General features: G+C 63.7%; 21 protein-coding genes and 1 tRNA gene. 12 read left to right on the top strand and 10 right to left on the bottom strand.

Features of this window, described 5'->3' with window-relative positions; all coding sequences use genetic code 11:
* Window position 1: 1 nt before the first annotated feature.
* The 3 genes from B5E65_RS08085 to B5E65_RS08075 all read right to left on the bottom strand — a co-directional run bounded on the left by B5E65_RS08085 (window position 2) and on the right by B5E65_RS08075 (window position 3,747).
* Entirely contained in the window at window positions 2–1,717 is a 1,716-nt protein-coding gene (locus B5E65_RS08085; protein ID WP_087171262.1) for an FAD-dependent oxidoreductase, read from the bottom strand.
* Between the two features lie 260 nt (window positions 1,718–1,977).
* Window positions 1,978–2,439, bottom strand: coding sequence for a MarR family winged helix-turn-helix transcriptional regulator (locus B5E65_RS08080; protein ID WP_087171261.1), 462 nt, complete (start codon window positions 2,437–2,439; stop codon window positions 1,978–1,980).
* Between the two features lie 84 nt (window positions 2,440–2,523).
* Window positions 2,524–3,747, bottom strand: a complete 1,224-nt coding sequence (locus B5E65_RS08075) for a nucleotide sugar dehydrogenase (protein WP_087171260.1) — start codon at window positions 3,745–3,747, stop codon at window positions 2,524–2,526.
* Between the two features lie 405 nt (window positions 3,748–4,152).
* Here B5E65_RS08075 and B5E65_RS08070 point away from each other — a divergent pair, with 405 nt between their 5' ends.
* The 10 genes from B5E65_RS08070 to glf all read left to right on the top strand — a co-directional run bounded on the left by B5E65_RS08070 (window position 4,153) and on the right by glf (window position 17,137).
* Complete coding sequence (locus tag B5E65_RS08070) at window positions 4,153–4,704, top strand: DJ-1 family glyoxalase III (RefSeq protein ID WP_087171259.1); 552 nt, start codon at window positions 4,153–4,155, stop codon at window positions 4,702–4,704.
* 351 nt (window positions 4,705–5,055) lie between these two features.
* A complete protein-coding gene (locus B5E65_RS08065) occupies window positions 5,056–5,667 on the top strand; it encodes a DUF3793 family protein (protein ID WP_087171258.1) in 612 nt (203 codons plus the stop codon).
* Window positions 5,668–5,704: 37 nt separating this feature from the next.
* Window positions 5,705–6,130 (top strand): flavodoxin, encoded by a 426-nt coding sequence (locus B5E65_RS08060; RefSeq protein ID WP_087171257.1) that lies wholly within the window; start codon window positions 5,705–5,707, stop codon window positions 6,128–6,130.
* 220 nt (window positions 6,131–6,350) lie between these two features.
* The gene (locus B5E65_RS08055; RefSeq protein ID WP_087171256.1) at window positions 6,351–7,061 is read left to right on the top strand and encodes a LytR/AlgR family response regulator transcription factor; all 711 of its coding nucleotides are present in this window, start codon (window positions 6,351–6,353) and stop codon (window positions 7,059–7,061) included.
* Window positions 7,058–8,386, top strand: a complete 1,329-nt coding sequence (locus tag B5E65_RS08050; RefSeq protein ID WP_087171255.1) for an ATP-binding protein — start codon at window positions 7,058–7,060, stop codon at window positions 8,384–8,386. The genes B5E65_RS08055 and B5E65_RS08050 overlap by 4 nt, the downstream gene beginning before the upstream one ends.
* A 212-nt stretch (window positions 8,387–8,598) precedes the next feature.
* Window positions 8,599–11,538 carry a beta-glucosidase gene (locus B5E65_RS08045; protein ID WP_087171254.1) on the top strand — a complete coding sequence of 980 codons (2,940 nt, stop codon included), beginning with the start codon at window positions 8,599–8,601 and terminating at the stop codon, window positions 11,536–11,538.
* A 205-nt stretch (window positions 11,539–11,743) separates the two neighbouring features.
* The gene (locus tag B5E65_RS08040; protein ID WP_087171253.1) at window positions 11,744–14,161 is read left to right on the top strand and encodes a glycoside hydrolase family 3 C-terminal domain-containing protein; all 2,418 of its coding nucleotides are present in this window, start codon (window positions 11,744–11,746) and stop codon (window positions 14,159–14,161) included.
* Window positions 14,162–14,234: 73 nt separating this feature from the next.
* Entirely contained in the window at window positions 14,235–14,786 is a 552-nt protein-coding gene (locus B5E65_RS08035) for a GtrA family protein (protein WP_087171252.1), read from the top strand.
* 202 nt (window positions 14,787–14,988) lie between these two features.
* Window positions 14,989–16,005, top strand: a complete 1,017-nt coding sequence (locus B5E65_RS08030) for a glycosyltransferase family 2 protein (RefSeq protein WP_087171251.1) — start codon at window positions 14,989–14,991, stop codon at window positions 16,003–16,005.
* A gap of 13 nt (window positions 16,006–16,018) precedes the next feature.
* Window positions 16,019–17,137: a UDP-galactopyranose mutase gene (gene glf, locus B5E65_RS08025; RefSeq protein WP_087171250.1), complete on the top strand. Its 1,119-nt coding sequence runs from the start codon at window positions 16,019–16,021 to the stop codon at window positions 17,135–17,137.
* Window positions 17,138–17,349: 212 nt separating this feature from the next.
* Here the strand turns inward: glf and B5E65_RS08020 are convergent, their stop codons facing one another.
* Genes B5E65_RS08020 through B5E65_RS08010 form a run of 3 tightly spaced genes read right to left on the bottom strand, consistent with a single transcriptional unit; the run spans window position 17,350 to window position 19,201 of the window.
* Complete coding sequence (locus tag B5E65_RS08020) at window positions 17,350–17,829, bottom strand: hypothetical protein (RefSeq protein ID WP_087171249.1); 480 nt, start codon at window positions 17,827–17,829, stop codon at window positions 17,350–17,352.
* A gap of 14 nt (window positions 17,830–17,843) precedes the next feature.
* Entirely contained in the window at window positions 17,844–18,398 is a 555-nt protein-coding gene (locus B5E65_RS08015) for a DUF2284 domain-containing protein (RefSeq protein WP_087171248.1), read from the bottom strand.
* Window positions 18,399–18,400: 2 nt separating this feature from the next.
* Window positions 18,401–19,201, bottom strand: coding sequence for a glycerophosphodiester phosphodiesterase family protein (locus tag B5E65_RS08010; RefSeq protein WP_242957510.1), 801 nt, complete (start codon window positions 19,199–19,201; stop codon window positions 18,401–18,403).
* Window positions 19,202–19,401: 200 nt separating this feature from the next.
* Here B5E65_RS08010 and B5E65_RS08005 point away from each other — a divergent pair, with 200 nt between their 5' ends.
* Together B5E65_RS08005 and B5E65_RS08000 are read left to right on the top strand one after the other, a co-directional pair.
* A complete protein-coding gene (locus B5E65_RS08005) occupies window positions 19,402–20,088 on the top strand; it encodes a response regulator transcription factor (protein WP_087171246.1) in 687 nt (228 codons plus the stop codon).
* Between the two features lie 8 nt (window positions 20,089–20,096).
* Window positions 20,097–21,602 carry a sensor histidine kinase gene (locus B5E65_RS08000; RefSeq protein WP_242957509.1) on the top strand — a complete coding sequence of 502 codons (1,506 nt, stop codon included), beginning with the start codon at window positions 20,097–20,099 and terminating at the stop codon, window positions 21,600–21,602.
* Window positions 21,603–21,683: 81 nt separating this feature from the next.
* Here B5E65_RS08000 and B5E65_RS07995 read toward each other — a convergent pair whose 3' ends face one another.
* From B5E65_RS07995 to B5E65_RS07980, 4 genes are all read right to left on the bottom strand, one after another.
* Window positions 21,684–23,066 (bottom strand): MerR family transcriptional regulator, encoded by a 1,383-nt coding sequence (locus B5E65_RS07995; protein ID WP_087171244.1) that lies wholly within the window; start codon window positions 23,064–23,066, stop codon window positions 21,684–21,686.
* A gap of 124 nt (window positions 23,067–23,190) precedes the next feature.
* Window positions 23,191–24,243, bottom strand: coding sequence for an ethanolamine utilization protein EutH (eutH, locus tag B5E65_RS07990; protein WP_087171243.1), 1,053 nt, complete (start codon window positions 24,241–24,243; stop codon window positions 23,191–23,193).
* A gap of 221 nt (window positions 24,244–24,464) precedes the next feature.
* Complete coding sequence (locus B5E65_RS07985) at window positions 24,465–25,103, bottom strand: hypothetical protein (protein WP_087171242.1); 639 nt, start codon at window positions 25,101–25,103, stop codon at window positions 24,465–24,467.
* Between the two features lie 206 nt (window positions 25,104–25,309).
* A tRNA-Ile gene (locus tag B5E65_RS07980) sits at window positions 25,310–25,386 on the bottom strand.
* Window positions 25,387–25,494: the final 108 nt, after the last annotated feature.

Here is a 25,494-nt window from a genome sequence, read left to right as displayed (position 1 = left end):
GTTATTTTGCCAGGATTTCGTCCGCCACCATCTTGCCGAAGGTGATGTTGATGTTGGTGGGGGCGCAGCCGAACAGGCCGTCGTCCGCGCATTCGCCCACCGCGTACAGGTTGTCGAAGCTGGTGCCGTCCTGCTTCTGCACCCGCAGGGAATCGTCCACCAGGATGCCGCCCAGGCTTACCTGCAGGCCGGGGCTGGTGGTCACCGCGTAGTAGGGCGGGTTGCTGAAATCAATGCTCAGGTTGTTGGTGCGGCCAAACTCGTCCACACCGGTGCGCACCGCTTCCTGGTAGGCTTCCACCGTCTTTACCAGGTTGTCCGCGGGCACGTTCATCTTCTCCGCCAGTTCCTCCAGGGTATCGGCCTCCAGGAAGTAGCCCATGTCCTTGAAGCCCTGCAGCCGCTTGGAGTTGTCCATGGCGGTCTGGTCGATCAGGATGTACACATAGTCGCCTTCCTGCTCCACCATCCACTTGGACAGGGTGGTGTAGTCCGGGTAGTAGTCGTTGCAGAACCGCAGACCCTGCTGGTTCACGATGATGCCGCCCTCGGCCCGGGCCGCGCTCAGGCTGGAGTTGACCCCGTTTTCACTGTGCACCGAGGGGTTCAGGCGCACCACGTCCATGTTGCTCAGCACACCGCCGATCTGTTCCACCAGGCCGATCATCTCACCGGTGGAACCGGCCGCGGAGGTGGAGGGCAGCCCGGCCCATTCGGGGGCGTACTTTTCCACCGCTTCCTCGCCCGAGACAAAACCGCCGGTGGCCAGCACCACCGCGTCGGCCCGCACGGCGTATTCGTCGCCGGCATCCCGTACCCGCACGCCGGTCACGGCGCCGTCCTCGGTCAGGATCTCCACCGCTTCGGTGTCAAGCCGCAGATCCACGGTGGAATGCTCCAGCGCGCCGGACATGGCCTTCACGATGGCCGCGCCCAGGGAGGAACCGTCCTCGGTGGCTACCTGGTAGTTGGACAGAGCGCGGGTGATGTTGGTGCCCAGGCCGTTCAGCCAGTCCAGGCTTTCCTGGGAGTTCTCCAGCAGCAGACGCAGCCGGTCGGAATCGATATCCGGGTTGGTCTCGGCGGTCTGGGCCACGTAGTCGTCGATGGAGATCTTCATGCCGTCTTCCTGCTGGTAGGTGGTGTCCACCGCTACAAAGTAGGTGGCGGCCAGGCTGGTGGCGCCGCCCACCATGGACTGCTTCTCCACCAGGATCACGTTCTGGCCGTTGTCCGCCAGTTCCAGCGCAACCCGCATGCCGGCGCCGCCCGCGCCCACTACCACGGTGTCACAGGTCACGTCTTCCTTGGCCTGGTGCTGCACCTCCACGGTGCGGCTCTTCCATTCCTCCGCGTCCAGGCCCGCCTCTTCCAGGCAGAGGGCCACGGCCTCCACGATCGCGTTGCTTGTGTTGGTGGCGCCGGACACCGCGTCCACCGCCAGGCTCTGGTTCTCCACGATCCAGGCCGGGATCTCGGCAATCGGCTTGTCCGCGATGCCTTCGGTCTCAGAGTTTTCCACCACTTCCACGCGGGTTACCGCGCCGTCGGCGATCTCAACTTCCACGGTCACCGGCCCGTTGTTGCCCTGGGCCGACTGGGTGTATACGCCGCCAGCCGCGCCGCTGCCGGACGCGGGTGCGCCGCAGGCGGCAAGCAGCAGGGCAAACGCCAGCACAAAGGCCAGAAAGGCGGCTGCCTTCTTTGTATGTTTCATTGGTTTCCTTCCTGTGTTGTGTACGATGCAGGTTCACCGGCGCGCCCGGCCGCCGGACGGCGGTATGCCGGAGCCAGAACGGCCCGCAAGAAACTGGCGCGCCCCATCGGGTTTGCGTACAGCGGGTGGCCGCCCCGCTGCGCACAAATTTATTTAGCTACTAAATATTTAGATGCTAAAGTTATTCTACACAAAACGATCCCCGTTGCCCACCGGCAAATGCCACAACAACGGGGATTGTTTTTTATATAACTTGTCTGTTATTCCGGAACATGACGGCGCAACGCCTGCTGAAAGACGATTTCAGCGTCGATCAGCCGCTGAAGTTCCGCGTCCGAAAAATCAGAGAAATAGGCGGCCAGCCGGGCAAGATTGGCCTGGTCATAGTCCAGGTGTTCCCGGTACAGCCGCTGGCCTTCCTCGGTGAGGGACACCAGGGTGCGCCGCCGGTTTTTCGGGTCGGGGGTGCGGGTGACGCAGCCTTTTTTCTCCAGCCGGGCGGCCATCTGGGACACCGCGCCCAGGGTCACCTCCAGCTTTTGCGCCAGGCTGCTGACCGAGGCCGGGCCGTCCGGCCCCAGCGCCACAAGGAAATGAATCTCCCGCATATACAAAGCGGTGCCGGGGGCGTACTCCCGCTGGGTGTTCAGGTATTGTTCGTGCACAAGGGTGGTGCGGTGCTTTTGCTCCAGATAGCGCTGCATCAGTTCCATACGTTTCATCTGCTGTTTCTCCGATGGGTGGGAATAGGGAGCAAAGCGGGCGGGCAGGAATGCAGTTCCTGCCCGCCCGCGCCTTTGGCTGGTTCAGTCCCGGCCATAGATGTCCCGGGTGTAGACCTTGGCGGCCGCGTCGGCCAGCTCGTCGGTCATGCGGTTGGCCACGATCACCGCGCTGGCGGCCTTGAAGGCGGCCGGATCGTTCACCACCCGGCTGCCGTAGAATTCGCTGCCGTCTTCCAGAATGGGCTCGTAGACGATCACGGTGGCGCCCTGGGCTTTCAGCCGCTTCATGATGCCCTGGATGGCGCTCTGGCGGAAGTTGTCCGACCCGCTCTTCATGGTCAGCCGCCAGATGCCGATGGTGGGGGCCGCGCCGCCCGCCGCCGGGGCCCAGCCCGCCTTTTTCAGGATCTGCTCGGCAATGAAGTCCTTGCGGGTGCGGTTGGAGGCCACGATGGCTTCGATCAGGTTTTCCGGCACGTCCCGGTAGTTGGCCAGCAGCTGCTTGGTGTCCTTGGGCAGGCAGTAGCCGCCGTAGCCGAAACTGGGGTTGTTGTAATGGTTGCCGATCCGCGGGTCCAGCCCCACCCCCTCGATGATCTGCCGGGTGTTCAGGCCGTGCACCTCCGCGTAGGTGTCCAGCTCATTGAAATAACTTACCCGCAGCGCCAGATAGGTGTTGGCAAACAGCTTGATGGCCTCCGCCTCGGTGAGCGCCGTGAACAGCTGGGGCACGTCCTGTTTCAGCGCGCCGCCGGCCAGCAGCCCGGCAAAGGTGCGGGCCGCCGCCTGCAATTTTTTGTTGCCCTCCGGCGCGCCCACCACGATCCGGCTGGGCCACAGGTTGTCGTACAGGGCCTTGCCCTCCCGCAGGAATTCCGGGCTGAACAAGAACCGCTCGCCGTATTTTTCGGTCAGGCGGGCGGTGTAGCCCACCGGCACCGTGGACTTGACCACGATGGTGGCCCGGCTGCCGCAGGCCAGCGCCTGCTCGATCACCTGCTCCACCGAGGAGGTGTCAAAATAGTTCTGGTCCGGGTCGTAGTTGGTGGGGGTGCTGATGATCAGGAAATCCGCGTCCCGGTAGGCCTCGTCCCCGTTGGTGGTGGCCCGCAGGTCCAGCTCGTGCCCGGACAGGTACTCCTGGGCCTCCTTGTCCGCGATGGGGCTGCGCCGTTCGTTCAGCGCCTGCACCCGCTGCGGCAGCACGTCCACCGCCGTTACCGCGTTGTGCTGCGCCAGTAAGATCGCGTTGGCCAGGCCCACGTAGCCGATGCCCGCCACCGCGATGCGATACGATTGTTCCATAGTCGGCACCTCTTGCAAGATCGGGGGCGCGCGCAGCGCCCCGGTTTGCTCTCATTGTATCGCATTTTGCCCCCTGCCGCAACCCGCGCCGCAAAAACCCTTGACAAGCCGGGGAGTGTGGAGTATACTGTAGCTACAGTTAGTTTAGACTAACTTGCGAGGACGGTACACCGTCTGGTTCTCGCGGCGCCGGTACGTCCGGCACGCACCGTTTGGCCGGGTCGCTCCCATACCCGGCCAGGCGGAGGGCGGGCGGCGCCTGTGGTCTTTCTGCTCCTTTTTACAGCAGCGCCCCGGCTGGTCAGGCCGGGGCGCTGCTGTATATCCGGCCTTGTTTTTGCCCGGCGGAAAGGCTACAATAAAGAAAAACGCGCCGCCGCGGCGGCAACCGGGAGGTATGGGACAATGAGCAAGGTATGCGTATTTCTGGCGGACGGATTTGAGGAGTGCGAGGGTCTGCTGGCGGTGGATCTGCTGCGGCGGGCCGGGGTGGAGGTGACCACCGCCGGGCTGAACGAGGACACCCAGGTGTGCAGCAGCCACGGTATCCGCCTGCAGGCGGACACGGTGGCGGCCGAACTGGATCTGGACGGGTTTGACATGCTGGTGCTGCCGGGCGGCGGCCAGGGCACCGAGAACCTGGCGGCCAGCGAGCTGGTGACCGGCGCGGTGCGCCGCCAGCTGGCGGCGGGCAAGCAGGTGGCGGCGATCTGCGCCGCCCCCAGCGTGCTGGGCCGCATGGGCCTGCTGGACGGGCGGGAGGCGGTCTGCTATCCGGGCTTTGAGCACTACATGCCCGCGGCCCATATGCAGGACGCCGACGTGGCGGTGACCGACCAGATCATCACCGGCCGGGCCCTGGGCGCGGGGATCCCCTTTGCGCTGGCCCTGATCGCCCGGCTGGAGGGTCAGGACAAGGCCGACCAGGTACAAAAGGCGATCGTGTACAAGGGATAAGGAAAGGAGCCGGTCTATGAAGCTGCTGCCGCTTCTGGCGGCGGCCTCGTTGGCCGGCGGCAAGCTGCGGGAGAGACGATAACCGGATAAGACCCGGCGCGTGAATCAGCGCGCCGGGCCTTTTTTGCAAAAAGGTGTTGACAAACCTATACTGGTGTGGTATAGTATGGCCATCGGAGTTAGACGAGGCTAACTGCCGGGCGGATCTTCCCCCCAGCCCGGCGGGGCAGCCGCTTCGAGGCCCGCAACCGCGCGCTGTGCAAGAGCGCGCTTTTTGCGGGCTGGTGGTTAGATAAAACTAACTTGACGGGGCAGGGGAACAGCTTTCCGCCTGCCCGGAAAGGAGCCGCCATGATCCGCTGTACGCCGCTGTGCCCGGATGGCGCGGCCAGCCCGCAGGCAGGGCCGCCCTGTGCCCTGGACAGCCTGCTGGCGGAACACTGCGCCCCGGTGCTGCTGGGCTGCAAACCGGCCAATCTGGTGTCGGTCTGCCGCCGGCGGGTACCGGCGCTGCCCGGCCTGCTGGCGGGATGCCGCCGCTGGCTGGAACCCCGGGGCGTGCGGCTGCGGCTGCTTTGTACCTGCCGGGAACGCTGGCTGCTGCTGGTCTACCGGCCGGCGATGCTGGCCCGGGCGCTGCGCCGCCCCGGCGCGGCCGACCTGCTGCGGCGGGCGGGCTGCCCCGAGGGCGGGGTGGAGCCCCGGCTGGACTGGCTGGCCGGGCGGCTGGCCGGGGGCGGGGCGTTTCCCCACGTGATCGGCCTGTTCCTGGGCTATCCGGCGGGGGACGTGATCGGCTTCTGCCGCAGCGGCGGGCGGGACTGCCGCCTGTGCGGCTACTGGAAGGTCTACACCGATGTGGACCGGGCCCGCCGCCGGTTCACCTTATACGACGACTGCCGCGCCCGGCTTTGCGGGGCGCTGGCCGGGGGCGATACCCTGCGCCGCCGTCTGGCGGGCTGAGCGCCCCCTATACAACACCTGCAAGGAGGGTTTATCCATGAAGAAGATCGCTGTTATCTACTGGTCCGGCACCGGCAACACCGAGGCGATGGCGCAGGCCGTCTGCGAGGGGGCGAAAGCCGCCGGGGCCGACGCGGCGCTGCTGCCGGTGAGCGCGGTGTCCGCCGCCGACGCGCTGGGCTACGACGCGCTGGCGCTGGGCTGCCCGGCCATGGGGTCCGAGCAGCTGGAGGAGACCGAGTTCGAGCCGTTCTTCACCGCGCTGGAGCCCTCGCTGAACGGCCGTCCGCTGGCCATCTTCGGGTCCTATTCCTGGGCCGAGGGCCAGTGGATGCAGGACTGGCAGCTGCGCTGCCAGGCGGCGGGCGCGGCCCTGTGCGCCGACGGCCTGGCCGTTTACGACGCCCCCGACGCGGACGCACTGGAACAGTGCCGCGCCCTGGGCGCAAAGCTGGCCGGCTGACGGCCGCCTTTGATTCTGCTATTCTTCCTCCCATTTTGTGCACCTTTCCATGCGTAAAGGCCGCGCCCGCTCCGGGCGCGGCCTTTGCGTTTTGTGCCCCGGAACATGCAGATATGCGATGTGCGGCGGGTTGAAATTACGGGTATCCCTCCGTATAATAAAGATATGTATTGCTAGGCGCGAATCTGGCGGCACCGGCCGCAAAAAGGAGGAGAACGCGGTGATCCGCATCGCCATTGTGGAGGACGAACCGGAATACGCCCGTCAGCTGGAACAGTTCCTGCAGCGCTATGCGGCCGAAAACAACCAGCCGATCCAGACCGTTTGCTTTTCCGACGGGGACGAGATCGCCCTGAATTACAAGCCCGACTATGACATCATCCTGCTGGATGTGCAGATGAAGTTCATGGACGGCATGACCGCCGCCGAGATCATCCGCCAGTCCGACCCGGAGGTGGTGATCATCTTCATCACCAATATGGCCCAGTACGCCATCCGGGGCTATGCGGTGGACGCGCTGGACTATGTGCTCAAGCCGGTGAGCTATTTTGCTTTCAGCCAGCGGCTCAAACGGGCCATCGGCCGGATGAAGAAGCGGGAACGCCGGTTCATTACGGTGATCGGCCCCGGCGGCGGCCGCAAGCTGGAGGTGTCCCACCTGCTGTATGTGGAGAGCCAGGGCCACAACCTGGCCTATCACACCGACGGGGAGGAGATCACTGTGCCCGGCACCATGAAGGAAGCGGAGGAAAAACTGGTGCCGCTGGGCTTTTTCCGCATCAACAAAGGCTGCCTTGTCAACCTGGAAAATGTGGACAGCGTGCGGGACGGCTGTGCCCAGGTGGCGGGCCGTCTGCTGCCGGTCAGCCGGGGGCGCAAGAACGACTTCATGGAAGCCCTGACCCGGTACGTGGGTGAGGTGGTCAAATGAACCCGGATCTGATCGAGAATATTCCCCGGCTGCACACCGCCCTGGCCGAATGGCTGGCCTGCCTGGTGTATGTGATGCAGCTGCCCCGCCGCCGGCAGGGCCCCGGGCTGTGGGGCCGCGCCGCCGCGTTTCTGGCGGTGCAGGCCGTGTTTATGCAGCTGACCGGCGATGTGCCGCTGGCCTTGTGGATGCCCTGCATGGCCCTGGCGGCCGCCGGGATGCTGGCCATGATCGCCGTCTGCGGCCGGGCCCCGCTTACCGAGGCCGGGTACCTGTGCGCCCGGGCCTTTATGCTGGCGGAGTTTGCCGCCGCCCTGGAATGGCAGCTGTACACCTATATCGTGCAGCTGGTTCCCCGCTGGGCGCTGCCGCTGCGGGTGCTGGTGCCGGCGGTGGTGTACGCCGGGGTGTATCTGCTGATGTACTGGCTGGAAAGCCGCCGCCGCGGCGATTACGAGCATCTGCAGATCACCTCCCGGGAGATGGGGGCCGCCGCCGCCATCACGGTGAGCGCCTTTTTCATGAGCAACCTGAGTTACGCCTGGAGCGACAATCCTTTTGGCGGCAGCCTGGCGGTGGACATCTTCAATACCCGCACCCTGGTGGATCTGGGGGGCATGGCCATCCTGTACGCCTACCATGTGCAGCGGGCCGAGCTGCGGGTGAAGTATGAGCTGAACGCCATCCAGAACATCCTGCAGACCCAGTATGCCCAGTACCGGCAGAGCCGGGAGAGCATCGACCTGATCAACCGCAAGTACCACGACCTGAAACACCAGATCGCCGCCCTGCGGGCCGAGCCGGACCCGGCCCAGCGCAACGCCTGGCTGGACGAGATGGAGGCGGACATCCGGGTGTACGAGGCCCAGAACAAGACCGGCAACCCGGTGCTGGATACGGTGTTCACCGGCAAGAGCCTGTACTGCCAGAAGCACGGCATCACCCTGACGGTGGTGGCGGACGGCGGCGCGCTGAACTTTATGGACACCATGGACCTGTGCACCATCTTCGGCAACGCGCTGGACAACGCCATTGAGAGCGTGCGCAGCCTGCCCGACCGGGACAAGCGGCTGATCCATGTGTCGGTAAGCCGCCAGAAAGCCTTTGTGCTCATCAAGGTGGAAAACTACTTTGAGGGCGATCTGAAATTTGAAAACGGCCTGCCCCTGTCCACCAAGGGCAACGCCGCCTACCATGGTTTCGGCATCAAGAGCATCCGGTATTCCGCCCGGAAATACGATGGCCAGGTGGACGTGTCGGTGCGGGACGGCTGGTTTGAGCTCAAGCTGCTGATCCCGGTTCCCCAGAAAAAAACCACCCTGTGAAAAACAATCCAAAGCGCCGTTCCTGTTGGCAATATGCCAATAAGAACGGCGCTTTGTTTGTCAAAAATGTACAGACTCACCCGCAACTTGCGCAGAATGTGAGCGTTTCGTGCAGAAGCTGTAAAATTCTTTTGAAATGTATGCTAGAGTATACCCGAAAGAGGCATGGCCCCGGCAGGGTGGGGCAGCCCGGACAGAAGGAGGAACTTGAAATGCTGCAAATCAACATCGCAGACGTCCTCAATGTGCTCAACAGCATGAAATCCCAGCTGATCGGCTTCGGGATCGTGTTGCTGCTGGCCATTGTGGCCATCATCGCGGCGGCCAAGCTGCGCCGTCCCCTCAAGGCGCTGGTGCGCAAAGAGGCGGGCATTGCGCTGCTGCTGGCCCTGATCATTACCGTCAACCTGATCTGCTTTGGCCCCATGTTCACGGTGATCAACCTGGCCATGGGCGGCGGCTCCATCACCGAGGAGAGCATGGCCGAGGCCTATGAGGTCAACACCGAGCTGGTCAGCGAAGGTGTGACCCTGCTGGAGAACAACGGCGCGCTGCCGCTGGCTTCCGGCGACAACCTGAACGTCTTCGGCTGGGCTTCCACCGCGCCGGTCTACGGCGGCGTGGGTTCCGGCGCGCTGAACGATCAGTACGCTGTGACCGACCTGATCACCGGCCTGAAGAACGCCGGCCTGAACGTGAACCAGGATCTGGTGGACTTCTACGAGGCCTACCAGGCTGAGCGTCCCAGCGTGGGCATGTGGGCCCAGGACTGGACCCTGCCCGAACCCAACGTGAACGCCTACAGCGATGAGCTGATGAGCGGCGCCAAGGAGTTCAGCGACACCGCCCTGGTGGTCATCTCCCGTCCGGGCGGCGAGAACGCCGATATGCCCACCGACATGGCCGCTGTTGTGGACGGCAGCTGGCTGGAGCGCGACTCCGTCACCGGCAACTCCTACTTCAACGGCGTCTACGACGACACCCTGAACGAGGGCAACGACTGGGACGAGGGCGACCACTACCTGGAGCTGAGCAACCGGGAGGAAGAGATGCTCCAGATGGTCTGCGAGAACTTTGAAAACGTCATCGTTCTGATCAACACCAACAACGCCATGGAGCTGGGCTTCCTGAAGGAGTATGACGTGGATGCCGCGATCTACACTCCCTGCCCCGGCCAGAACGGCTTTGACGCGGTGGGCCAGGTCATCGCCGGCGCGGTGAACCCCTCCGGCAAGACGGTGGACACCTTCCTGTACGACCTGTTCAACACCCCCATCGTCAACAACTTCGGCCAGTTCACCTATGACAACATGGACGAGCATGCCGTGGTTTCCACCAACTTCATGACCCAGCAGGAAACCACCGCTCTGCCCAGCTTTGTGAACTATGTGGAAGGCATCTACGTGGGCTACAAGTTCTACGAGACCGCCGCCGCCGAAGGTCTGATCGACTACGATTCCACCGTTTTGTATCCCTTTGGCTACGGCCTGAGCTACACCACCTTTACCCAGGAGATGGGCCCCATCTCCGAGAGCGACGGCACCCTGAGCTTTGACGTGACCGTCACCAACACCGGCAGCGTGGCCGGCAAGAACGTGGTGGAGGTTTACTACAACCCGCCCTACACCAACGGCGGCATCGAGAAGGCCACCGCCAACCTGGTTGCCTTTGACAAGACCGACGTGCTGGAGCCCGGCGAGAGCCAGACCCTGACCATCAGCTTCAAGGCGGAGGACATGGCTTCCTACGACACCTACGGCGCTGCCGCCTACGTGCTGGAGGCCGGCGACTACATCATCAGCATCAACAGCGATTCCCACACCATCCTGGACAGCGAAGTCTACAACGTGCCCGCCACCATCACCTACGACGAGGGCCGTTCCACCGACAAGACCGCTGTTACCAACCAGTTTGAGGCCGTGGAGGGCGACGTGACCTACCTGTCCCGTGCCGACCACTTCGCCAACTACGCTGAGGCCACCGCCGCTCCCGCCGGCCTGTCCATGAGCGACGAGGCCAAGGCCACCTTCATCAACAACGCCAACTACGATCCGACTGAACACAACAACGCCGACGACGTGATGCCCACCACCGGCGCCAAGAACGGCCTGAACCTGGTGGATATGCGCGGCGTGGCCTACGACGACGCGAAGTGGGATACCTTCCTGGATCAGCTGACTGTGTCCGAGATGAGCGAGCTGATCGCCATGGGCGGCTACCAGACCGCCCCCATCACCAGCATCGAGAAGGTGCAGACCTACGACTGTGACGGTCCTGCTTCCATCAACAATAACTTCACCCAGCAGGGTTCCATCGGTTTTGCCGGCACCGTGCTGATGGCTTCCACCTGGAACACCGACACCGTGTACAAGTTCGGCGCCTCCATCGGCCGCATGGCGGACGACCTGGACGTGTCCGGCTGGTACGCCCCCGCCATGAACATCCACCGCTCCGCTTTCAGCGGCCGTAACTTCGAGTACTACTCCGAGGACGGCGTGCTCAGCGGCAAGCTGGCTGCCCAGGCCATCCAGGGCGCCGAGACCTACGGCGTCTACGCTTACATCAAGCACTACGCTCTGAACGACCAGGAAACCAACCGCAACAGCATGCTGTGCACCTGGGCCAACGAGCAGTCCATCCGTGAGATCTACCTGAAGCCCTTCGAGATCAGCGTCAAGGAGGGCGGCGCCGACGCGGTGATGTCTTCCTTCAACTACGTGGGTGCCGAGTGGGCCGGCGGCTGCTACGCCCTGTGCAACACCGTCCTGCGTGAGGAATGGGGCTTCGTGGGCATGGTCCTGACCGACTACTTCGGTGTGTACGGCTACATGAACGCCGACCAGGCCATCCGCAACGGCACCGACTTCTGCCTGGTGAACTACCCCACCGGGACCAACTACGTGTCTGACACCACCAGCGCCACCGGCGTTCTGGCCATGCGTCAGGCCTGCAAGAACATCCTGTACACCGTGGTCAACAGCCGCGCGTACATGGAGGAAAACCTGAATCCGGGCATGCCCGGCTGGCAGATCGCCTTTATCGCCGCCGATGTGGCGCTGGGCGTTGTGCTGGTGCTGCTGGAGGTTCTGACCATCCGCAGCTATGTGAAGCAGAAGAAGGAAACTTCCGACGCTGAACCCAAGACCAACTGATCCGCACCTTGCGGCAGCAGGCGGGCCGCCGTGGGGCCAACACCCCCCGGCGGCCTGCCGCCGGTTCCGGGGCCATTGCGGGGCCCCGGGCCAGAGGGAGAGTAAGGCGGGCGGCCCGAACAGCGGGCCGCCCCGCCGCCCTGCCTTGATCAACGCATTGAAAAGGCCTTACCGGGCCGCTATAAGATGAAAGGAGCTGCACACTATGAAACATGCCGATCTGATCCGGCAGCTGACCCTGGAGGAGAAGTGCGGGCTTTTGTCCGGGCGGGACGTTTGGACCACCCGGCCGGTGCCCCGGCTGGAGGTGCCCAGCGCCTTTTTGTCCGACGGCCCCACCGGCCTGCGCAAGCAGATGGGGGAGGGCGACCATCTGGGCCTGAACGCCAGCGAGCCGGCCACCTGCTGGCCCACCGCGGCCGCCGTGGCCAACAGCTGGGACCCCGCCCTGGGCGAGGCCGTGGGCGCGGCCCTGGGCGAGGAAGCCCTGGCCCAGAAGGTCAACATGGTGCTGGGGCCGGGCCTCAACATCAAGCGCAGCCCCCTGTGCGGGCGCAACTTTGAGTATTTCAGCGAGGACCCCTACCTGGCCGGCAAGATGGCCGCCGGGTACATCCGGGGCATCCAGAGCAAGGGCGTGTCCGCCTGCCCCAAGCACTTTGCCGCCAACAGCCAGGAGCTGCGCCGCATGGCCAACGACAGCGTGGTGGACGAGCGCACGCTGCGGGAGATCTACCTGACCAACTTTGAGATCGCCGTCCGGGAGGGGAGACCCGGCGCGATCATGAGTTCCTACAACCAGATCAACGAGGTCTACACCAACGAAGACCCCCATCTGCTGCGGGATATCCTGCGGGATGAATGGGGCTTCGACGGTGTGGTGGTCACCGACTGGGGCGGCTCCAACGACCATGTGGAGGGCGTGCGCGCCGGTTCCACCCTGGAGATGCCCGGCACCGCCGGTGACAGCGACCGGCAGCTGGCCGCCGCCGTGCGGGCCGGCGTGATCGACGAGGCGCTGGTGGACGAGCGGGTGGACGAGATCCTGGAGTTCGCCCTGCGCACCGACGCGGCCCGCAAGGCCGCCGGCGAGGTCAAGCTGGACGTGGAGGCCCACCACGCGCTGAGCGGCAAGGCGGCCGAGCAGAGCGCCGTTCTGCTGAAGAACGACGGCAACCTGCTGCCGCTGGCCGCGGGCGCCAGGGTGGCGGTGATCGGCGACTTTGCCGATACCCCCCGTTACCAGGGCGCGGGCAGCAGCAACGTGAACCCCACCAAGCTGGAGAGCGCCCGGCAGGTGCTGAACCAGTTCCCGCTGGAGGTGGTGGGCTACGCCGCCGGCTTTGAGCGGGCCGACAAGCCCAACGAGGAGCTGCTGCGGGCCGCCGTGGAGCTGGCCAAAAAGGCCGACGTGGTGCTGCTGTACCTGGGCCTGCCCGAGATCAGCGAGAGCGAGGGCGTGGACCGCACCCATATGCGCATCCCCGCCAATCAGGTGCGGGTGCTGGAAGAGGTAGCCGCGGTGAACCCCCGTGTGGCGGTTCTGCTGGCGGGCGGCAGCGCGGTGGAGGCCCCCTGGCTGATCCACTGCCAGGCGCTGCTGTACGGCGGTCTGGGCGGCCAGGCCGGCGCGTCCGCCCTGCTGCGGATCGTTACCGGTCAGGCTGAGCCTTCCGGCCGCCTGAGCGAGACCTGGCCCCTGGCCCTGGAGGACAACCCCAGCGCCGCCTACTGGCCCAGCCCCTGCCGCACCAGCGAATACCGGGAGGGCCTGTACGTGGGCTACCGGTACTACGAGACGGTGGAAAAGCCGGTGCGTTTCGTGTTCGGCTACGGCCTGAGCTACACCGAGTTTGCCTACTCCGACCTGAAGGTGAGCGCCGGGGCGGTGACCTTCACCCTCACCAACACCGGCAAGCGCCGGGGCGCCGAGGTGGCCCAGCTGTACGTGGGCTTGCCCGGCAGCCAGGCCGGCCGCCCCGTGCGGGAGCTGAAGGGCTTTGCCAAGGTCTGGCTGGAGCCGGGCGAGAGCAAGACCGTTACCATCCCGCTGGATGACAAGGCGTTCCGCTACTTCGACACCACAGCCGGCGGCTGGCGGGTGGAGAGCGGGGAATACCGCCTGGAGATCGGCGCCAACTGCCACGACATCCGCCTGGCCGGTACCCTGGCGGTGGAGGGCAGCGGCACCCCCGCCATTCCGCCGGAGCCCTACCGCACCGGCCGGGTGGCACAGGTGAGCGACGCGGACTTCACCGCCCTGCTGGGCCGTGAACTGCCGCCCGCCCGCTGGGACGAAAGCGCCCCGCTGCAGATGAACGACGCCATCGGCCAGATGTACTACGCCAAGAGCGCCCTGGCCCGGTTCGCCTGGCGCGTTCTGACCAAGAAAAAGCAGAAGAGCGAAGAGAGCGGTGTGCCCGATCTGAACATCCAGTTCATCTACAACATGCCCTTCCGCGGCATCGGCAAGATGATGAACGGCATGGTGACCATGGAGATGGCCGAGGGCATCCTGGTTATGGTCAACGGCCATTTCTGCAAGGGTGTGGGCCAGGTCTGGCGCGGCTGGCGCAATGCCGCCAAAGCCGCCAAGGCCGAGAAAAAGGCCGCCCAGGGCTGATACGCCCCCAATCTGTCTACGACCAGGCGCAACGCGGCCTGGAAAAACGCCTGGTACAAGGAGGAAACACCGAATGAAGTTCTGGAACGATTTTGCGGCCAAACACCCCGCCGCCGCCAAATGGGTACGGGAGGGCGGCCTGTTCGTCATCGTGAGCAACCTGATCACCGTATTCAAGTACCTGATGCTCACCTTCCTGCCGGCGGCGTTCGCTTTTCTGGGCGACGCCAGCTTCGGCTGGCCCGGTATCCCGCTGACCCTGTTCGGCGAGACCTTTGAGTGGAACATCCTGGGCTACGACCAGGCCCACGGCGGCCTTGCCTACTTCTGCGCCTACATGGTGGCCATGGTCATCGGCGAGATGGTCAACTTCCCCATCCAGCGCAGCTTCGTGTTCCGCTCCAAGGGCAAGATCGGGCCCCAGATCGCCTGGTATGTGGCGGCCTTCATCGTCATCACCTGCATCGTCAACTCCATCAACTGCATCTGGGTGGCGGTAGCCGGTATGTTCGTGCCCGACTTCATCTACAACATCGGCACCACCGTGCTCAACGGCGGCATCTCGATGGTGGTGTTCTTCTTTGTCAACAAGAAGATCTTCCCCGAGGGTGCCCAGAAGGCCTGAGCCTGCCCTGCCTTGCAAACCGTCCCGGCCCCGCCGGGACGGTTTTTTGCTTCGGGTTTTGAAAGCCGAAGCCGCCCTGATTCGTTCTATCATTGGGAAAAGTCGAATTTTTCACCCCATTTACCCAAAAATCGTGTATAATATCTGTGTGTGCGGTGTTGCGCCGCGCCCCTAACAAACAACCAAAAGGAGGACGACGAGCGTGAAGCTTCTGTCCATTGCGGTCCCCTGCTACAATTCCCAGGATTACATGCGTCATTGCATCGACGCGCTGCTGACCGGCGGCGACGAGGTGGAGATCCTCATCGTGGACGACGGTTCCAAGGATAACACCGCCGCCATCGCCGACGAATACCAGGCTGCCCACCCGGGCATCGTGCGGGCCATCCACCAGGAGAACGGCGGCCACGGCGCCGCGGTCATGGCCGGCGTGCGGGCTGCTACCGGCGCCTATTTCAAGGTGGTGGATTCCGACGACTGGCTGGATGAAGCCGCCTTTGCCAAGGTGCTGGCCACCCTGCGGGGCTTTGTGAACAGCCAGCCCACCGTGGATCTGCTGATCAGCAACTTCATCTACGACAAGGTGGGCGCGGCCCATAAAAAGGTCATGAAGTACGGCAACGCCCTGCCCCAGAACCGCCCCCTTACCTGGGACGAGGTGGGCAAGCTGCACCGGGGCCAGTATATCCTGATGCACTCGGTGATCTACCGCACCCAGGTTCTGCGGGACTGCGGCCTGGATCTGCCCCGCCACACCTTCTATGTGGATAACCTGTTTGTCTACGTGCCCATGCCCTATGTGCGCACCTTGTATTATCTGGACGTGGATCTGTACCATTATTACATCGGCCGGGAAGGCCAGTCGGTGCAGGAGCAGACCATGATCCGCCGCATCGACCAGCAGATCCGGGTCAACCAGCTGATGATCGAGCAGGTGGATCTGCCCCGGGTGGAACCGGCCCGGCTGCGCCAGTATATGTACAACTATCTGGAGATCATCACCACCGTGTCCAGCGTGCTGATGCTGCGGGGCGGTACGCCGGAGCTGCTGGCCAAAAAGCAGGCGCTGTGGCAGTGGATCGAGCAGAAGGACGCGGGCCTGTACAAACAGCTGCGCTATGGCCTGATGGGCCGGGTGATGAACCTGCCGGGCTCCGCGGGCCGCGGGTTTGCGGTGCTGTGCTACAAGATCAGCCAGAAGCTGTTCGGGTTCAACTGAAAGGAGAACGGATATGCGCAAGCGGTACGATTATCTGATCGTGGGCGCGGGGCTGTTCGGGGCGGTGTTTGCCCACGAGGCGGCCCGGCGCGGCAAGTCCTGCCTGGTGATCGACAAGCGGGACCACATCGCCGGTAACATCCACTGCGAGACGGTGGCGGGCATCCGGGTGCATCAGTACGGCGCCCATATCTTCCATACCTCCGACGAGCGGGTGTGGGAGTATGTGAACCGGTTTGCCCGGTTCAACCATTACGTGAACAGCCCCATCGCGGTGTACAAGGACGAGCTGTACAACATGCCCTTCAACATGAACACCTTTTCCAAGATGTGGGGCATCCGTACCCCCGCCGAGGCGAAGGCCATCATTGAGGGGCAGATCGCGGAACTGAACATCACCGAGCCGAAGAACCTGGAGGAACAGGCGCTGAAGCTGGTGGGCCGGGACGTGTACGAGAAGCTGGTCAAGGGGTACACCGAAAAGCAGTGGGGACGGCCCTGTACCGAGCTGCCGGCCTTTATCATCAAGCGGCTGCCGCTGCGCTTTATCTACGACAACAACTATTTCTCCGACCCCCATCAGGGGATTCCCATCGGCGGGTACGACGCCATTGTGGAGCAGATGCTGGCGGACGCGGAGGTGCGGCTGAACACCGATTATTTCGACCTGATTGCCGCCGAGCCGGAGATTGCCGCCCGCACGGTATTCACCGGCCAGATCGACCGGTTCTTTGATTTCTGCTACGGCCCGCTGGAATACCGCACCGTGCGGTTTGAGACCGAGCTGCTCACCGATACCGGCAACTACCAGGGCAACGCGGTGGTGAACTACACCGACCGGGAGGTGCCCTATACCCGCATCATCGAGCACAAGCATTTTGAGTTTGGGGCGGGCGATGCGGACAAGACGGTGATCAGCCGGGAGTATTCCACCGAGTGGACCCCCGGCGCCGAGCCCTATTACCCGGTGAACGATGAAAAGAACACCGCCCTGTACGAGAAGTACAAGGCCCTGGCCGCGTCCCGCCCGGACGTGATTTTCGGCGGACGGCTGGGCCAGTACCGCTACTACGACATGGACAAGGTCATCGCCGCCGCCCTGGACGCCGTGGACGCGGAGTTCGGGGAGTAAGTTGGGCCAATCTGGGGGGACAACGTCCCCCCAGACCCCGGAAATCGAGGGCCGAATACTCGGCCCTCAGGGAAACAAAAACAGACAAGGCCGGTGCGTAATCCGTTTACGCACCGGCCTTGTTTATGTATAAAATCCCTATGGCCGAAGATATTCGGCCATGATTTCCAGGGGGTCTGGGGGAGATGTTATCTCCCCCAGATTGGCTATCATCATCCGTAGATGGGTATGAGCATCGTCCAGGGGGCGGTGAACAGGGCCAGGGCCAGGCTCAGGCGATGGATTTCGGCGGCGTCCAGACCGCAGCGGCGAAAACTCCACCACCGGTTGCAGAAATACAGCAGCACCCCCGCCACCAGCACGCCGGGCAGGGCCACCAGCACGTTCCCGGGGAACAGGATCAGGCTTGCCATGCCGGCCTGGGCCGGGATCAGCGCGTCCGCCGCGAACAGCGAAAACAGGCAGACCATCGCCCCCACCAGGTCGCAGGCATACCCCAGCAGCCACACCCGCAGGATACTGCCTTTCCATACCCAGGCCCGCCGCCCTTTGCCCGCCGCCAGACACACCACCAGGCTGTCGATGGCAAAATTTCCCGCCAGCAGGATCAGCCACAGCGGGCTGGGCCAGAGCCAGAACGCCCAGATCGGAAACAGCACGTTGTACAGGCGAACCGGTTTCGATGGCTTCATACAGAGGCTCCTTTCTATGCGGGGCCGGGCGTGTTGTGAAACAGCAGCGCGCCGAAATAGGTCACCGTGTTCGGCCCGCCCATATAGGCCATGCCCGCCGCCGCGGCCAGCTCATGTACCATAAATCCGTATCCCTCGATCGCGTGATGCAGCGCCCGGGGCTGGCGGCAGGGCGCCGCGGGCCAGCTGCACACCGCGCACCGGCCGCATCCCTCGTTGGCCAGGATCAGCCGCCCGGGCAGAAACGCCGTGGCCGCGTCCAGCCGGTCCGCCGCGTCCTTGAAAGCAACCAGCCCCGCCCGCATCCCCTCCAGATCAAAGGGGTCGTCCAGCCCATACCGGCCGCTGAACAGCAGCATTCCGTCGTAGCCCAGCACCCGGACCCGGCACTCCTCCAGCGTTCCCACCGCCGGCGGGCAGGCCCAGCACCGGTCGTACTGGCCGCAGCGGCCGCTCTCGCAGGCGGCGCGCACCTCCGGGTAAAATCGCAGCGACTCCATCGGGACAAATCCCGTCTCAAACAGGCCGCAGCCCGCCGCCGCGGCTAAAATTCGCTGCCGCGTATCCATCGTCACAGCCGGGGGGACGGGGTGTAATACTCGAAAATCACCGCGTCCCACTTATCCTTGTTGGCGAACCCGGGCCGGGCCGTCCAGAATACCCCCACCGCCCCCAGCGCCCGGCACAGCCGCACGCTCAGGTTCGGCGCGCCGCCGCCCCAGGCCATGAAATGGGGCCGGGCGATCAGGTTGCACAGCCCCCGGCTCAGGAAAAACGCCCGCAGATGGCAGCAGCTGTATTCCCGCGCCGGGTTCAGCAGCTGGCCCCGCAGAATATCCGGCGCATTTTTGCGGAACCAGACCACAATCCGCGGATCAAAGCTTTCCACGCAGTAGGGCCCGTCGTAGGCCCGCAGGATGGCCAGCGTCTTTTCACACAGTTCTGCCCAGGCCGGGCCGCTTTTCAGCTCTACGATCAGCGGCTGACGGCCCGCTACCACCCCCAGCACGTCGGTGAACAGGGGAATGGTCTCGTTTGTGTTTCCCAGCCGCAATGCCTGCAGCTCGGCCAGGGTACGGCTGTCCACCCGGCCCTCCGCGCCGGTCATCCGGGGCAGGTCGTCGTCGTGGAACACCACCACCTGACCGTCCCGGCTCAGCTGCACGTCCAGCTCACTGCCGTAGCCCGCGTCGGTGGCCGCCGCAAAGGCGGGCAGGCTGTTCTCCGGCACCGTGCCGTCCTGGGAATGCAGGCCCCGATGGGCAAAATTGCGGCCGGTCACCATCCGGCGCCTCTCGGCCGCGCCCCGGCCCGGCAGAATAAAAAACACCCAGCACACCGCCAGTGCCGCCAAAACGATCCAAAACCACATTGCCTTTTGCCTCCCTTGCATGCCGGGAAAATACCGGCCCCGGCTTTCCTGTTCATTGTACCGCGGCGATGGGGCAAAGTAAACAATTCTTCAAAAAAGCTTTCACACATTTAACATACCGGCCGTTTATTATGGTATTATACAGATAACGGGAAAGCAGAGGCGGCCGATGGGGCCACCTGGAAAAGGAGGACGCTTCTATGGCAAAGATCCTGATCGTTGACGACGAGGCCCGCATCCGCGAACTGATCCGGGAGCATTTACAGTATGCCGGGTTCCAGTGCGAGGAAGCCACCGACGGCAGCGCGGCCCTGGCCCAGCTGGGCGGGGGCGGCATTGACCTGGTGATCCTGGATGTGATGATGCCCTTCGTGGACGGGATGACCTGCCTGCGGGAGATGCGTGCGCGCCATATCGACACGCCGGTGATCATGCTGACCGCCCGGGGCGAGGAATACGATAAACTGGCCGGGCTGGAAAACGGCGCGGACGACTATGTGGTCAAGCCCTTCAGTCCCCGGGAACTGGTGGCCCGGGTCAAGGCGGTGCTGGGCCGCACCATGCCCCGCGCCGCCGAGGACACCGGCCATTACACCTTTGGCCAGCTGGAGATCGACACCGCCAGCCACAGCGTCAAGGTGGGCGGGCAGGAGGTCTCCCTGACCCCCAAGGAATTTGACCTGCTGGTGTTCCTGGCCGAGAACAAGGGCCTGGCGCTGAGCCGGGAAAAGATCCTGCAGAAGGTGTGGAACTACGACTATTTCGGCGAGGACCGCACCGTGGACACCCACATCAAGATGCTGCGCAGCCATCTGGGCGCCTGCCGGGACTACATCGTGACCGTGTGGGGCGTGGGCTACAAGTTTGACCCGGGTGCCGCCAAATGAGTTTTCCCGTGACCGCCAAAAAAGAACGCCGGCCGCTGCGCATGCGCACCAAGCTGATGTTCTTCCTCTGCGCCATGACCGCCCTGACCCTGCTGCTGGTCTGGCTGCTGGTGACCCGCTTTCTGGAACCGCTGTACCAGAACCACATCTACCGGGATCTGGTGGCCCGCATGGAATCCCTGGCCACCCGCATCGACGCCGCCGAATCCCCCATCAGTGACCGCAGCCTCTGGGGCCTGAAAGTAGACGACGAGTTCTGGGACAAGATCAACGAGGAGATCGTCAACGGCACGCTGGACTTCCAGGGCTGCTGCGTGGATGTGGCCGACAATACCCTGCGCAGCGTGGCCCATATCGAGCATCTGTACCCTTGCTTGCTGCACGCCACCGCCAGCACCTTCGGGGTGACCGGCGAGACCGACTGGAACACCACCCAGATGATCTATCTGCGCAGCCAGGTGTTTGAAAAGGGCCAGATCTACGAGATCGTGGAGAGCAAAAACGGCGACCGCCGCCAGATGGTGGTGGGGCGGCTGGCGGGCAACGGCCAGTATACCGTGATCCTGTCCACCAGCATGGCCCAGGTCACCGAGGCCGCCGTGGTGCTGGACGAGCTGCTGCCCGCCGTGGGCCTGGGGCTGCTGGTGCTGTCGGTGGTGGCGGCCTGGCTGTTCAGCCGGTGGTTTACCCGGCCGCTGACCCAGCTGAGCCGCGCCGCCCGGGAGATGGCCGGCGGCAACTACGATGTGCGGGTGGAGCCAACCCGCAGTTCGGACGAACTGAACCAGCTGGCGGAGGACTTCAACCATATGGCCAGCGAGGTCAAGAAAGCGGCGCAGCTGCAGCGGGATCTGCTGGCCAACGTGAGCCATGACCTGCGCACCCCTCTGACCCTGATCAAGGGCTACGCCGAGACGGTGCGGGACATCACCGGCGACAACCCCGACCGCCGCACCGAACAGCTGAACATCATCGTGGACGAGACCGACCGTCTGTCCGGTCTGGTGAACAGCGTGATGGAGCTGAGCAAGGTCAGCAGCGGGGTGGAGAAGCCCCAGATGGTGCTGTTCGATATGGCCCAGCTGTGTGAAGAGGTGGCCGAACGGTACGAGGCGGTCTGCGCCCAGAACGGCTATACCCTCAAACTGGAGGCGGATACCCCCTGCCTGGTGGGGGCGGACCCGGCCATGATGGAGCGGGTGCTGCACAACCTGCTGGGCAACGCCATGCACCACATCGGCGAGGACGGGGTGTTTGTGCTGCGGTGCATCCCCCGACAAGAGGGCGGCGCCCGCATCGAGGTGGAGGACCACGGCGAAGGCATCGCCGCCGCCGACCTGCCCTACATCTTTGACCGGTACTACCGCAGCCGCTCCGACGCGGGCAAGGTGGGCACCGGCCTCGGCCTGAGCATCACCAAAGCCATCTTCCAGAGCCACGGCTGCCGGTTTGGCGTCAACAGCACCCCCGGCGAGGGCACCACCTTCTGGTTCACCCTGGACGCGCGGCTGTAAATACGATACAAAAAATTCCGGGCCCCGGCGCAAGGTTTCTGCCTTGCGCCGGGGCCCGTTTTGTGCTGTATGCGCCTTTTTCTATCCTTTCCAGACCATGAAGGAGAAGAACACATCGGGGAAGTTCACGCCCCCGGTATAAACCAGCTGGCCGTCGCGCAGCGTATAGCCGTCAGCGTTGACGCTGGCCCCCAGCCGCAGCGATCCCCAATCGGTCTCGAACTCGGCAAAGGGCGGTTGCTGTGCCAGGGCCGCGTCCAGTTCCGGCAGCCGCCACAGCGCGGTCCAGCCGCCCTCCCCGGCAGCCATGGCCCGGGCGATCCGCTGCATCTCCCGCAGCGGCCAGGACACCTGGAATTCATCCCCCTCCCAGACCCAGAGCAGATACACATTATCTACTACCGGGTCACCGGAAAGAGCTATCGTGGCGTACTCTCCCACCGCGCCGCGCCGGTTGCCCAGCGACAGAAGATGCCGGCCCGTGGGTTCGTCCAGGTCGTCCCAGGGGACCAGCTGATCTTCCGGGAAGCCCTCGAACCGGGCGTAGAAGTTGTAGTTCTCCATGAACTCCCGGGCGGTCAGCAGCCCGGTGTGGGGCGGGAAGCCCGCCATTATTCCCAGCGCGCCGGTGGCGGCCAGCCACACCGCCAGCGCCAGGGCGGCGGCCCCGCACCGCCAGGCTTTCGCCGGGCGGGCGGTGAGCAGCAGGCTGCCCGCCTCGTCCCAGGGGCAAAGGCCGGCTTTCCGGTACTGCCGCAGCGCCCGGGGCCAGCGCCAGAACCGCAGCAGCTGCCCGGTGCGGCCCGCAGCCTGGGCCCCGGTCAGCGTGCCGCCGCCCGCGTCCTCCACCCGCAGCCCCAGCAGCGCCTTGCCGGGGGTGGCGCCGAACCGGCCCAGCAGCCAGGGTTCCAGCAGCCGGGTGAGCAGCAGCACCCCCGCCAGTTCCGCCGCCAGAAACAGCGGCCATTCCCGCAGCGGGTTGCGGTGCAGCGCCAGGGTGAGCAGGGCGGTCACCGGCAGGGTGCACAGCGCCGCGTCCAGTGCCCGGGCCAGCGCCCGCCGCGCCCCGCACCGGGCCGGGCGGGGTACATCCCGCACCGCCGGGCCCGCCGCCAGGTCAAAGGCGTCCGGGTCCAGCTGATCAAAGGCCACTCCGGTTTCCCGGATGGCCCGGCACACCGCCAGCGCCCGGGCGTTGTCCGTCTGCTGGCGCTCCAGTTCGGCCAGCCGGCCGGCCAGAATGTCGGGCAGAGCCTCGGCCCCGGCCTGCACCGCCCGCAGCTGCTCCAGGCTGAGCCCCAGCTGCCGCAGCAGCCGGATGCGCCGCAGCGCGGTCAGGTCAGCGTCGGAATAGTCCCGGTAGCCATTGGCCTGCCGGGCAGGGGAGATAAGGCCCTCCCGCTCGTAGTAGTAAACAGTGGCCCGGTCCAGCCCGGTGCGCGCCTGAATTTCCCGGATGGTCATGGCCTGCGCCCCCTTTCTCTGTCTTCAGCATACACTATGAAGCCGGTTCACAGTCAAGAGAAATTGGAAAAAAAGAGGCGGCAGCCCCAGCCGTCGGCTCAAAGAGGCTGGATCTTTCTGGCGTTCAATTGCGTCCGGTGGTGCGGACGATCCCGCAGGCAAGAAGAGCGGCAAAACAACCCCCCAGAAGTTTTCCGCACAGGACGGTAAGGGTTGCCTGGGGATTGACGGAATACACAAAAGCCAGATGGGCACCTAAGGCAGAAGCCCCGCTTACCAGAAAGGCGGCGTTGATCACCTTGGCGGTTTCGTTCATGCGGCTCATCATAGAGAGGGTGGGAAGAGGGGACACCGCACCGATGAGCAGGCCCATGTTGCCGTCCTCGCCGATCTGCAGCCGATTTCCCAGTGCCGTCAGCGGACGGTTCAGCAGCCGCTGCAAAAGCAGCACAAGCGGCAGGCTTCCCAGAAGAAAAATGGCGATTCCGGACACGGTGTTCATAGCGTCCAGCACAGGCACAATATTCAGCGGCAGGCGGCACAGGTAAGCAACGGCACCCAGCATCAGACCAACCGTTAAAATCAGCTGCAGAAGCCTGACGTATTTTTGAAAAAGCCACAGGGCTTTGTCCGTAAACTTCCAAAGGCCAATCCCACCGGCGGCGGCAATCAGCAGCGGTATGGCGTTCTGCTGCAAAAAAAGCCGGACCGATACATCGCACAGCAGTACCCACTCCGTAAACAGGGAAACCGGCAGCCCCAGCAGGCCGATCACAACGCCCTTGGCGAAGGCTTCCTGGTCGGTCTGCGGCAGCAGGCTTGCCCCCACCGGAATGGTAAAGGCCAGCGTACAGCCCAGCGTAGAACTGACACCAAGGCCGGCATACTGCCCCAGAACCTGGTTGTCGGCCAGTTCGCCGGCCAGTTGATAGCCGCCCATATCAATGGGCAGAAGCCCTGCCAGCATGCCGGGATCGATCCCCGCCAAACGGCACAGCGGCGATAAAAGTGTCCGCACAGCCAGGGCAATATACGGGGACAGGCAGAGAATCCCCACCATGGAAAATGCCGTGGGGGCAAGCAACGAAAACGCCTCGTCAAACTTTTTTCCGTACAACCACTGGTGGATGGCCCTGGCGGTACTGCTGACCGGTGCGGCTCTCCTGGTCTGGGCCATAGCCCAGGATCTTACCGGCCGGTATGAATGGGCCGGGCAGAGGATGGATAAATAAGACAAACACCCCCGCGCATTCTGCCATTGCCGGCAGGATGCGCGGGGGTGTGTTCGGGTCAGGAAGAATATCAAGGGCTATCTCTTGCCTGCAATACAACGGCTATCCGGTCAGGGGCACAGGGGGCAATGCTTTGCAGAACGCATCCGGCCCGGCGGCAAGCAACCTACAGGATATGTTCCAGCGTAGTCTCAAAGAAGTCCGGATCCTGCGAGGAGGTTTCCAGATGACAGGTCACACCGTTATGGGTGAAGAGCGCCCAGGCATGGTATTCGGAATCGACGGAAAGACTTGATCCGAATGACTCCGCATCCTCTTTTGACCATTCGATGAAGGTGACGGTATGTTCGCCGGTCTCCATGGTTTCGGTTGGATACTGTTCCATAAATTCTTCAAACGAGGGGTTCCGCTTGTCCGGATCAAAATACAGGTAGCAGGATATCTGGCTGGCTTTGGTGTCAAACCGGCTTTCGCCGTAATTTACTGACACATACAGGCTCTCCCAGCAATCGGGGTTTTCAAACGCGTTCTTCTGGCTGATTGAGAGCTGGTAATAGGTGTGATCCGCCTGCAGGGAGGCAAACCTGTCCAACAACCAATCCGTTCCGCAAAAGGCCTCGATTTCGGTAAGCGACTGGGTTTCAAAATTATAAAATTGCCAGTTGGGATCGCCCTTGGCGTTGTGGGCAACACCATAGAGGACTACAAAGCAAAAGCCGGCTGCCAGCAAGACGGGAGTTGCAAAAATCAGAACAGCGGCAAACAACGTTCGGATCTGTGAGTTTTCCCAATCGATTTTTTTCATAGTTCCCTCCATATTTCTCAAAGAAGAGGCGATTTGCGTATCCTTTTGGCAGAATCGGATGGCAGAGACTATATATCTGTATACGTTTTGTCCGGGCAAAAAAATTGCAAAAAAGCGGCCGGCCTGGATTCAGCGGCCATATACTGCCGGAAAGCGGGAACTTCTGCAATAAAAAATCGCCGCAAGCGATACGGCTTGCGGCGAGGTGGTGGGCCATCCAGGACTTGAACCCGGGACCAAGCGGTTATGAGCCGCCGGCTCTGACCAGCTGAGCTAATGGCCCACATGGTAACGTGCAAATTATAACAAAACGCCGCCCCAAAATCAAGGGGCGGCGGCGTGGCATAAAAGGGAAAACGGCGGCGGCGTGGCATAAAAGGGAAAACCAGCC

The organism is Gemmiger sp. An120, assembly GCF_002160955.1.
Classification (GTDB): domain Bacteria; phylum Bacillota; class Clostridia; order Oscillospirales; family Ruminococcaceae; genus Gemmiger_A; species Gemmiger_A avium.
Note: the sequence above shows the minus strand (reverse complement) of the source record. Positions and strands in the feature narration are given on the sequence as shown.

Excerpts from the sequence above, each read along its gene's own strand:
- B5E65_RS08085 (WP_087171262.1), bottom strand. The coding sequence starts at position 1,717 with ATGAAACATACAAAGAAGGCAGCCGCCTTTCTGGCCTTTGTGCTGGCG.
- B5E65_RS08080 (WP_087171261.1), bottom strand. The coding sequence starts at position 2,439 with ATGAAACGTATGGAACTGATGCAGCGCTATCTGGAGCAAAAGCACCGC.
- B5E65_RS08075 (WP_087171260.1), bottom strand. The coding sequence starts at position 3,747 with ATGGAACAATCGTATCGCATCGCGGTGGCGGGCATCGGCTACGTGGGC.
- B5E65_RS08070 (WP_087171259.1), top strand. The coding sequence starts at position 4,153 with ATGAGCAAGGTATGCGTATTTCTGGCGGACGGATTTGAGGAGTGCGAG.
- B5E65_RS08065 (WP_087171258.1), top strand. The coding sequence starts at position 5,056 with ATGATCCGCTGTACGCCGCTGTGCCCGGATGGCGCGGCCAGCCCGCAG.
- B5E65_RS08060 (WP_087171257.1), top strand. The coding sequence starts at position 5,705 with ATGAAGAAGATCGCTGTTATCTACTGGTCCGGCACCGGCAACACCGAG.
- B5E65_RS08050 (WP_087171255.1), top strand. The coding sequence starts at position 7,058 with ATGAACCCGGATCTGATCGAGAATATTCCCCGGCTGCACACCGCCCTG.
- B5E65_RS08045 (WP_087171254.1), top strand. The coding sequence starts at position 8,599 with ATGCTGCAAATCAACATCGCAGACGTCCTCAATGTGCTCAACAGCATG.
- B5E65_RS08040 (WP_087171253.1), top strand. The coding sequence starts at position 11,744 with ATGAAACATGCCGATCTGATCCGGCAGCTGACCCTGGAGGAGAAGTGC.
- B5E65_RS08035 (WP_087171252.1), top strand. The coding sequence starts at position 14,235 with ATGAAGTTCTGGAACGATTTTGCGGCCAAACACCCCGCCGCCGCCAAA.
- glf (WP_087171250.1), top strand. The coding sequence starts at position 16,019 with ATGCGCAAGCGGTACGATTATCTGATCGTGGGCGCGGGGCTGTTCGGG.
- B5E65_RS08020 (WP_087171249.1), bottom strand. The coding sequence starts at position 17,829 with ATGAAGCCATCGAAACCGGTTCGCCTGTACAACGTGCTGTTTCCGATC.
- B5E65_RS08015 (WP_087171248.1), bottom strand. The coding sequence starts at position 18,398 with ATGGATACGCGGCAGCGAATTTTAGCCGCGGCGGCGGGCTGCGGCCTG.
- B5E65_RS08010 (WP_242957510.1), bottom strand. The coding sequence starts at position 19,201 with ATGTGGTTTTGGATCGTTTTGGCGGCACTGGCGGTGTGCTGGGTGTTT.
- B5E65_RS08005 (WP_087171246.1), top strand. The coding sequence starts at position 19,402 with ATGGCAAAGATCCTGATCGTTGACGACGAGGCCCGCATCCGCGAACTG.
- B5E65_RS07995 (WP_087171244.1), bottom strand. The coding sequence starts at position 23,066 with ATGACCATCCGGGAAATTCAGGCGCGCACCGGGCTGGACCGGGCCACT.
- eutH (WP_087171243.1), bottom strand. The coding sequence starts at position 24,243 with ATGGCCCAGACCAGGAGAGCCGCACCGGTCAGCAGTACCGCCAGGGCC.
- B5E65_RS07985 (WP_087171242.1), bottom strand. The coding sequence starts at position 25,103 with ATGAAAAAAATCGATTGGGAAAACTCACAGATCCGAACGTTGTTTGCC.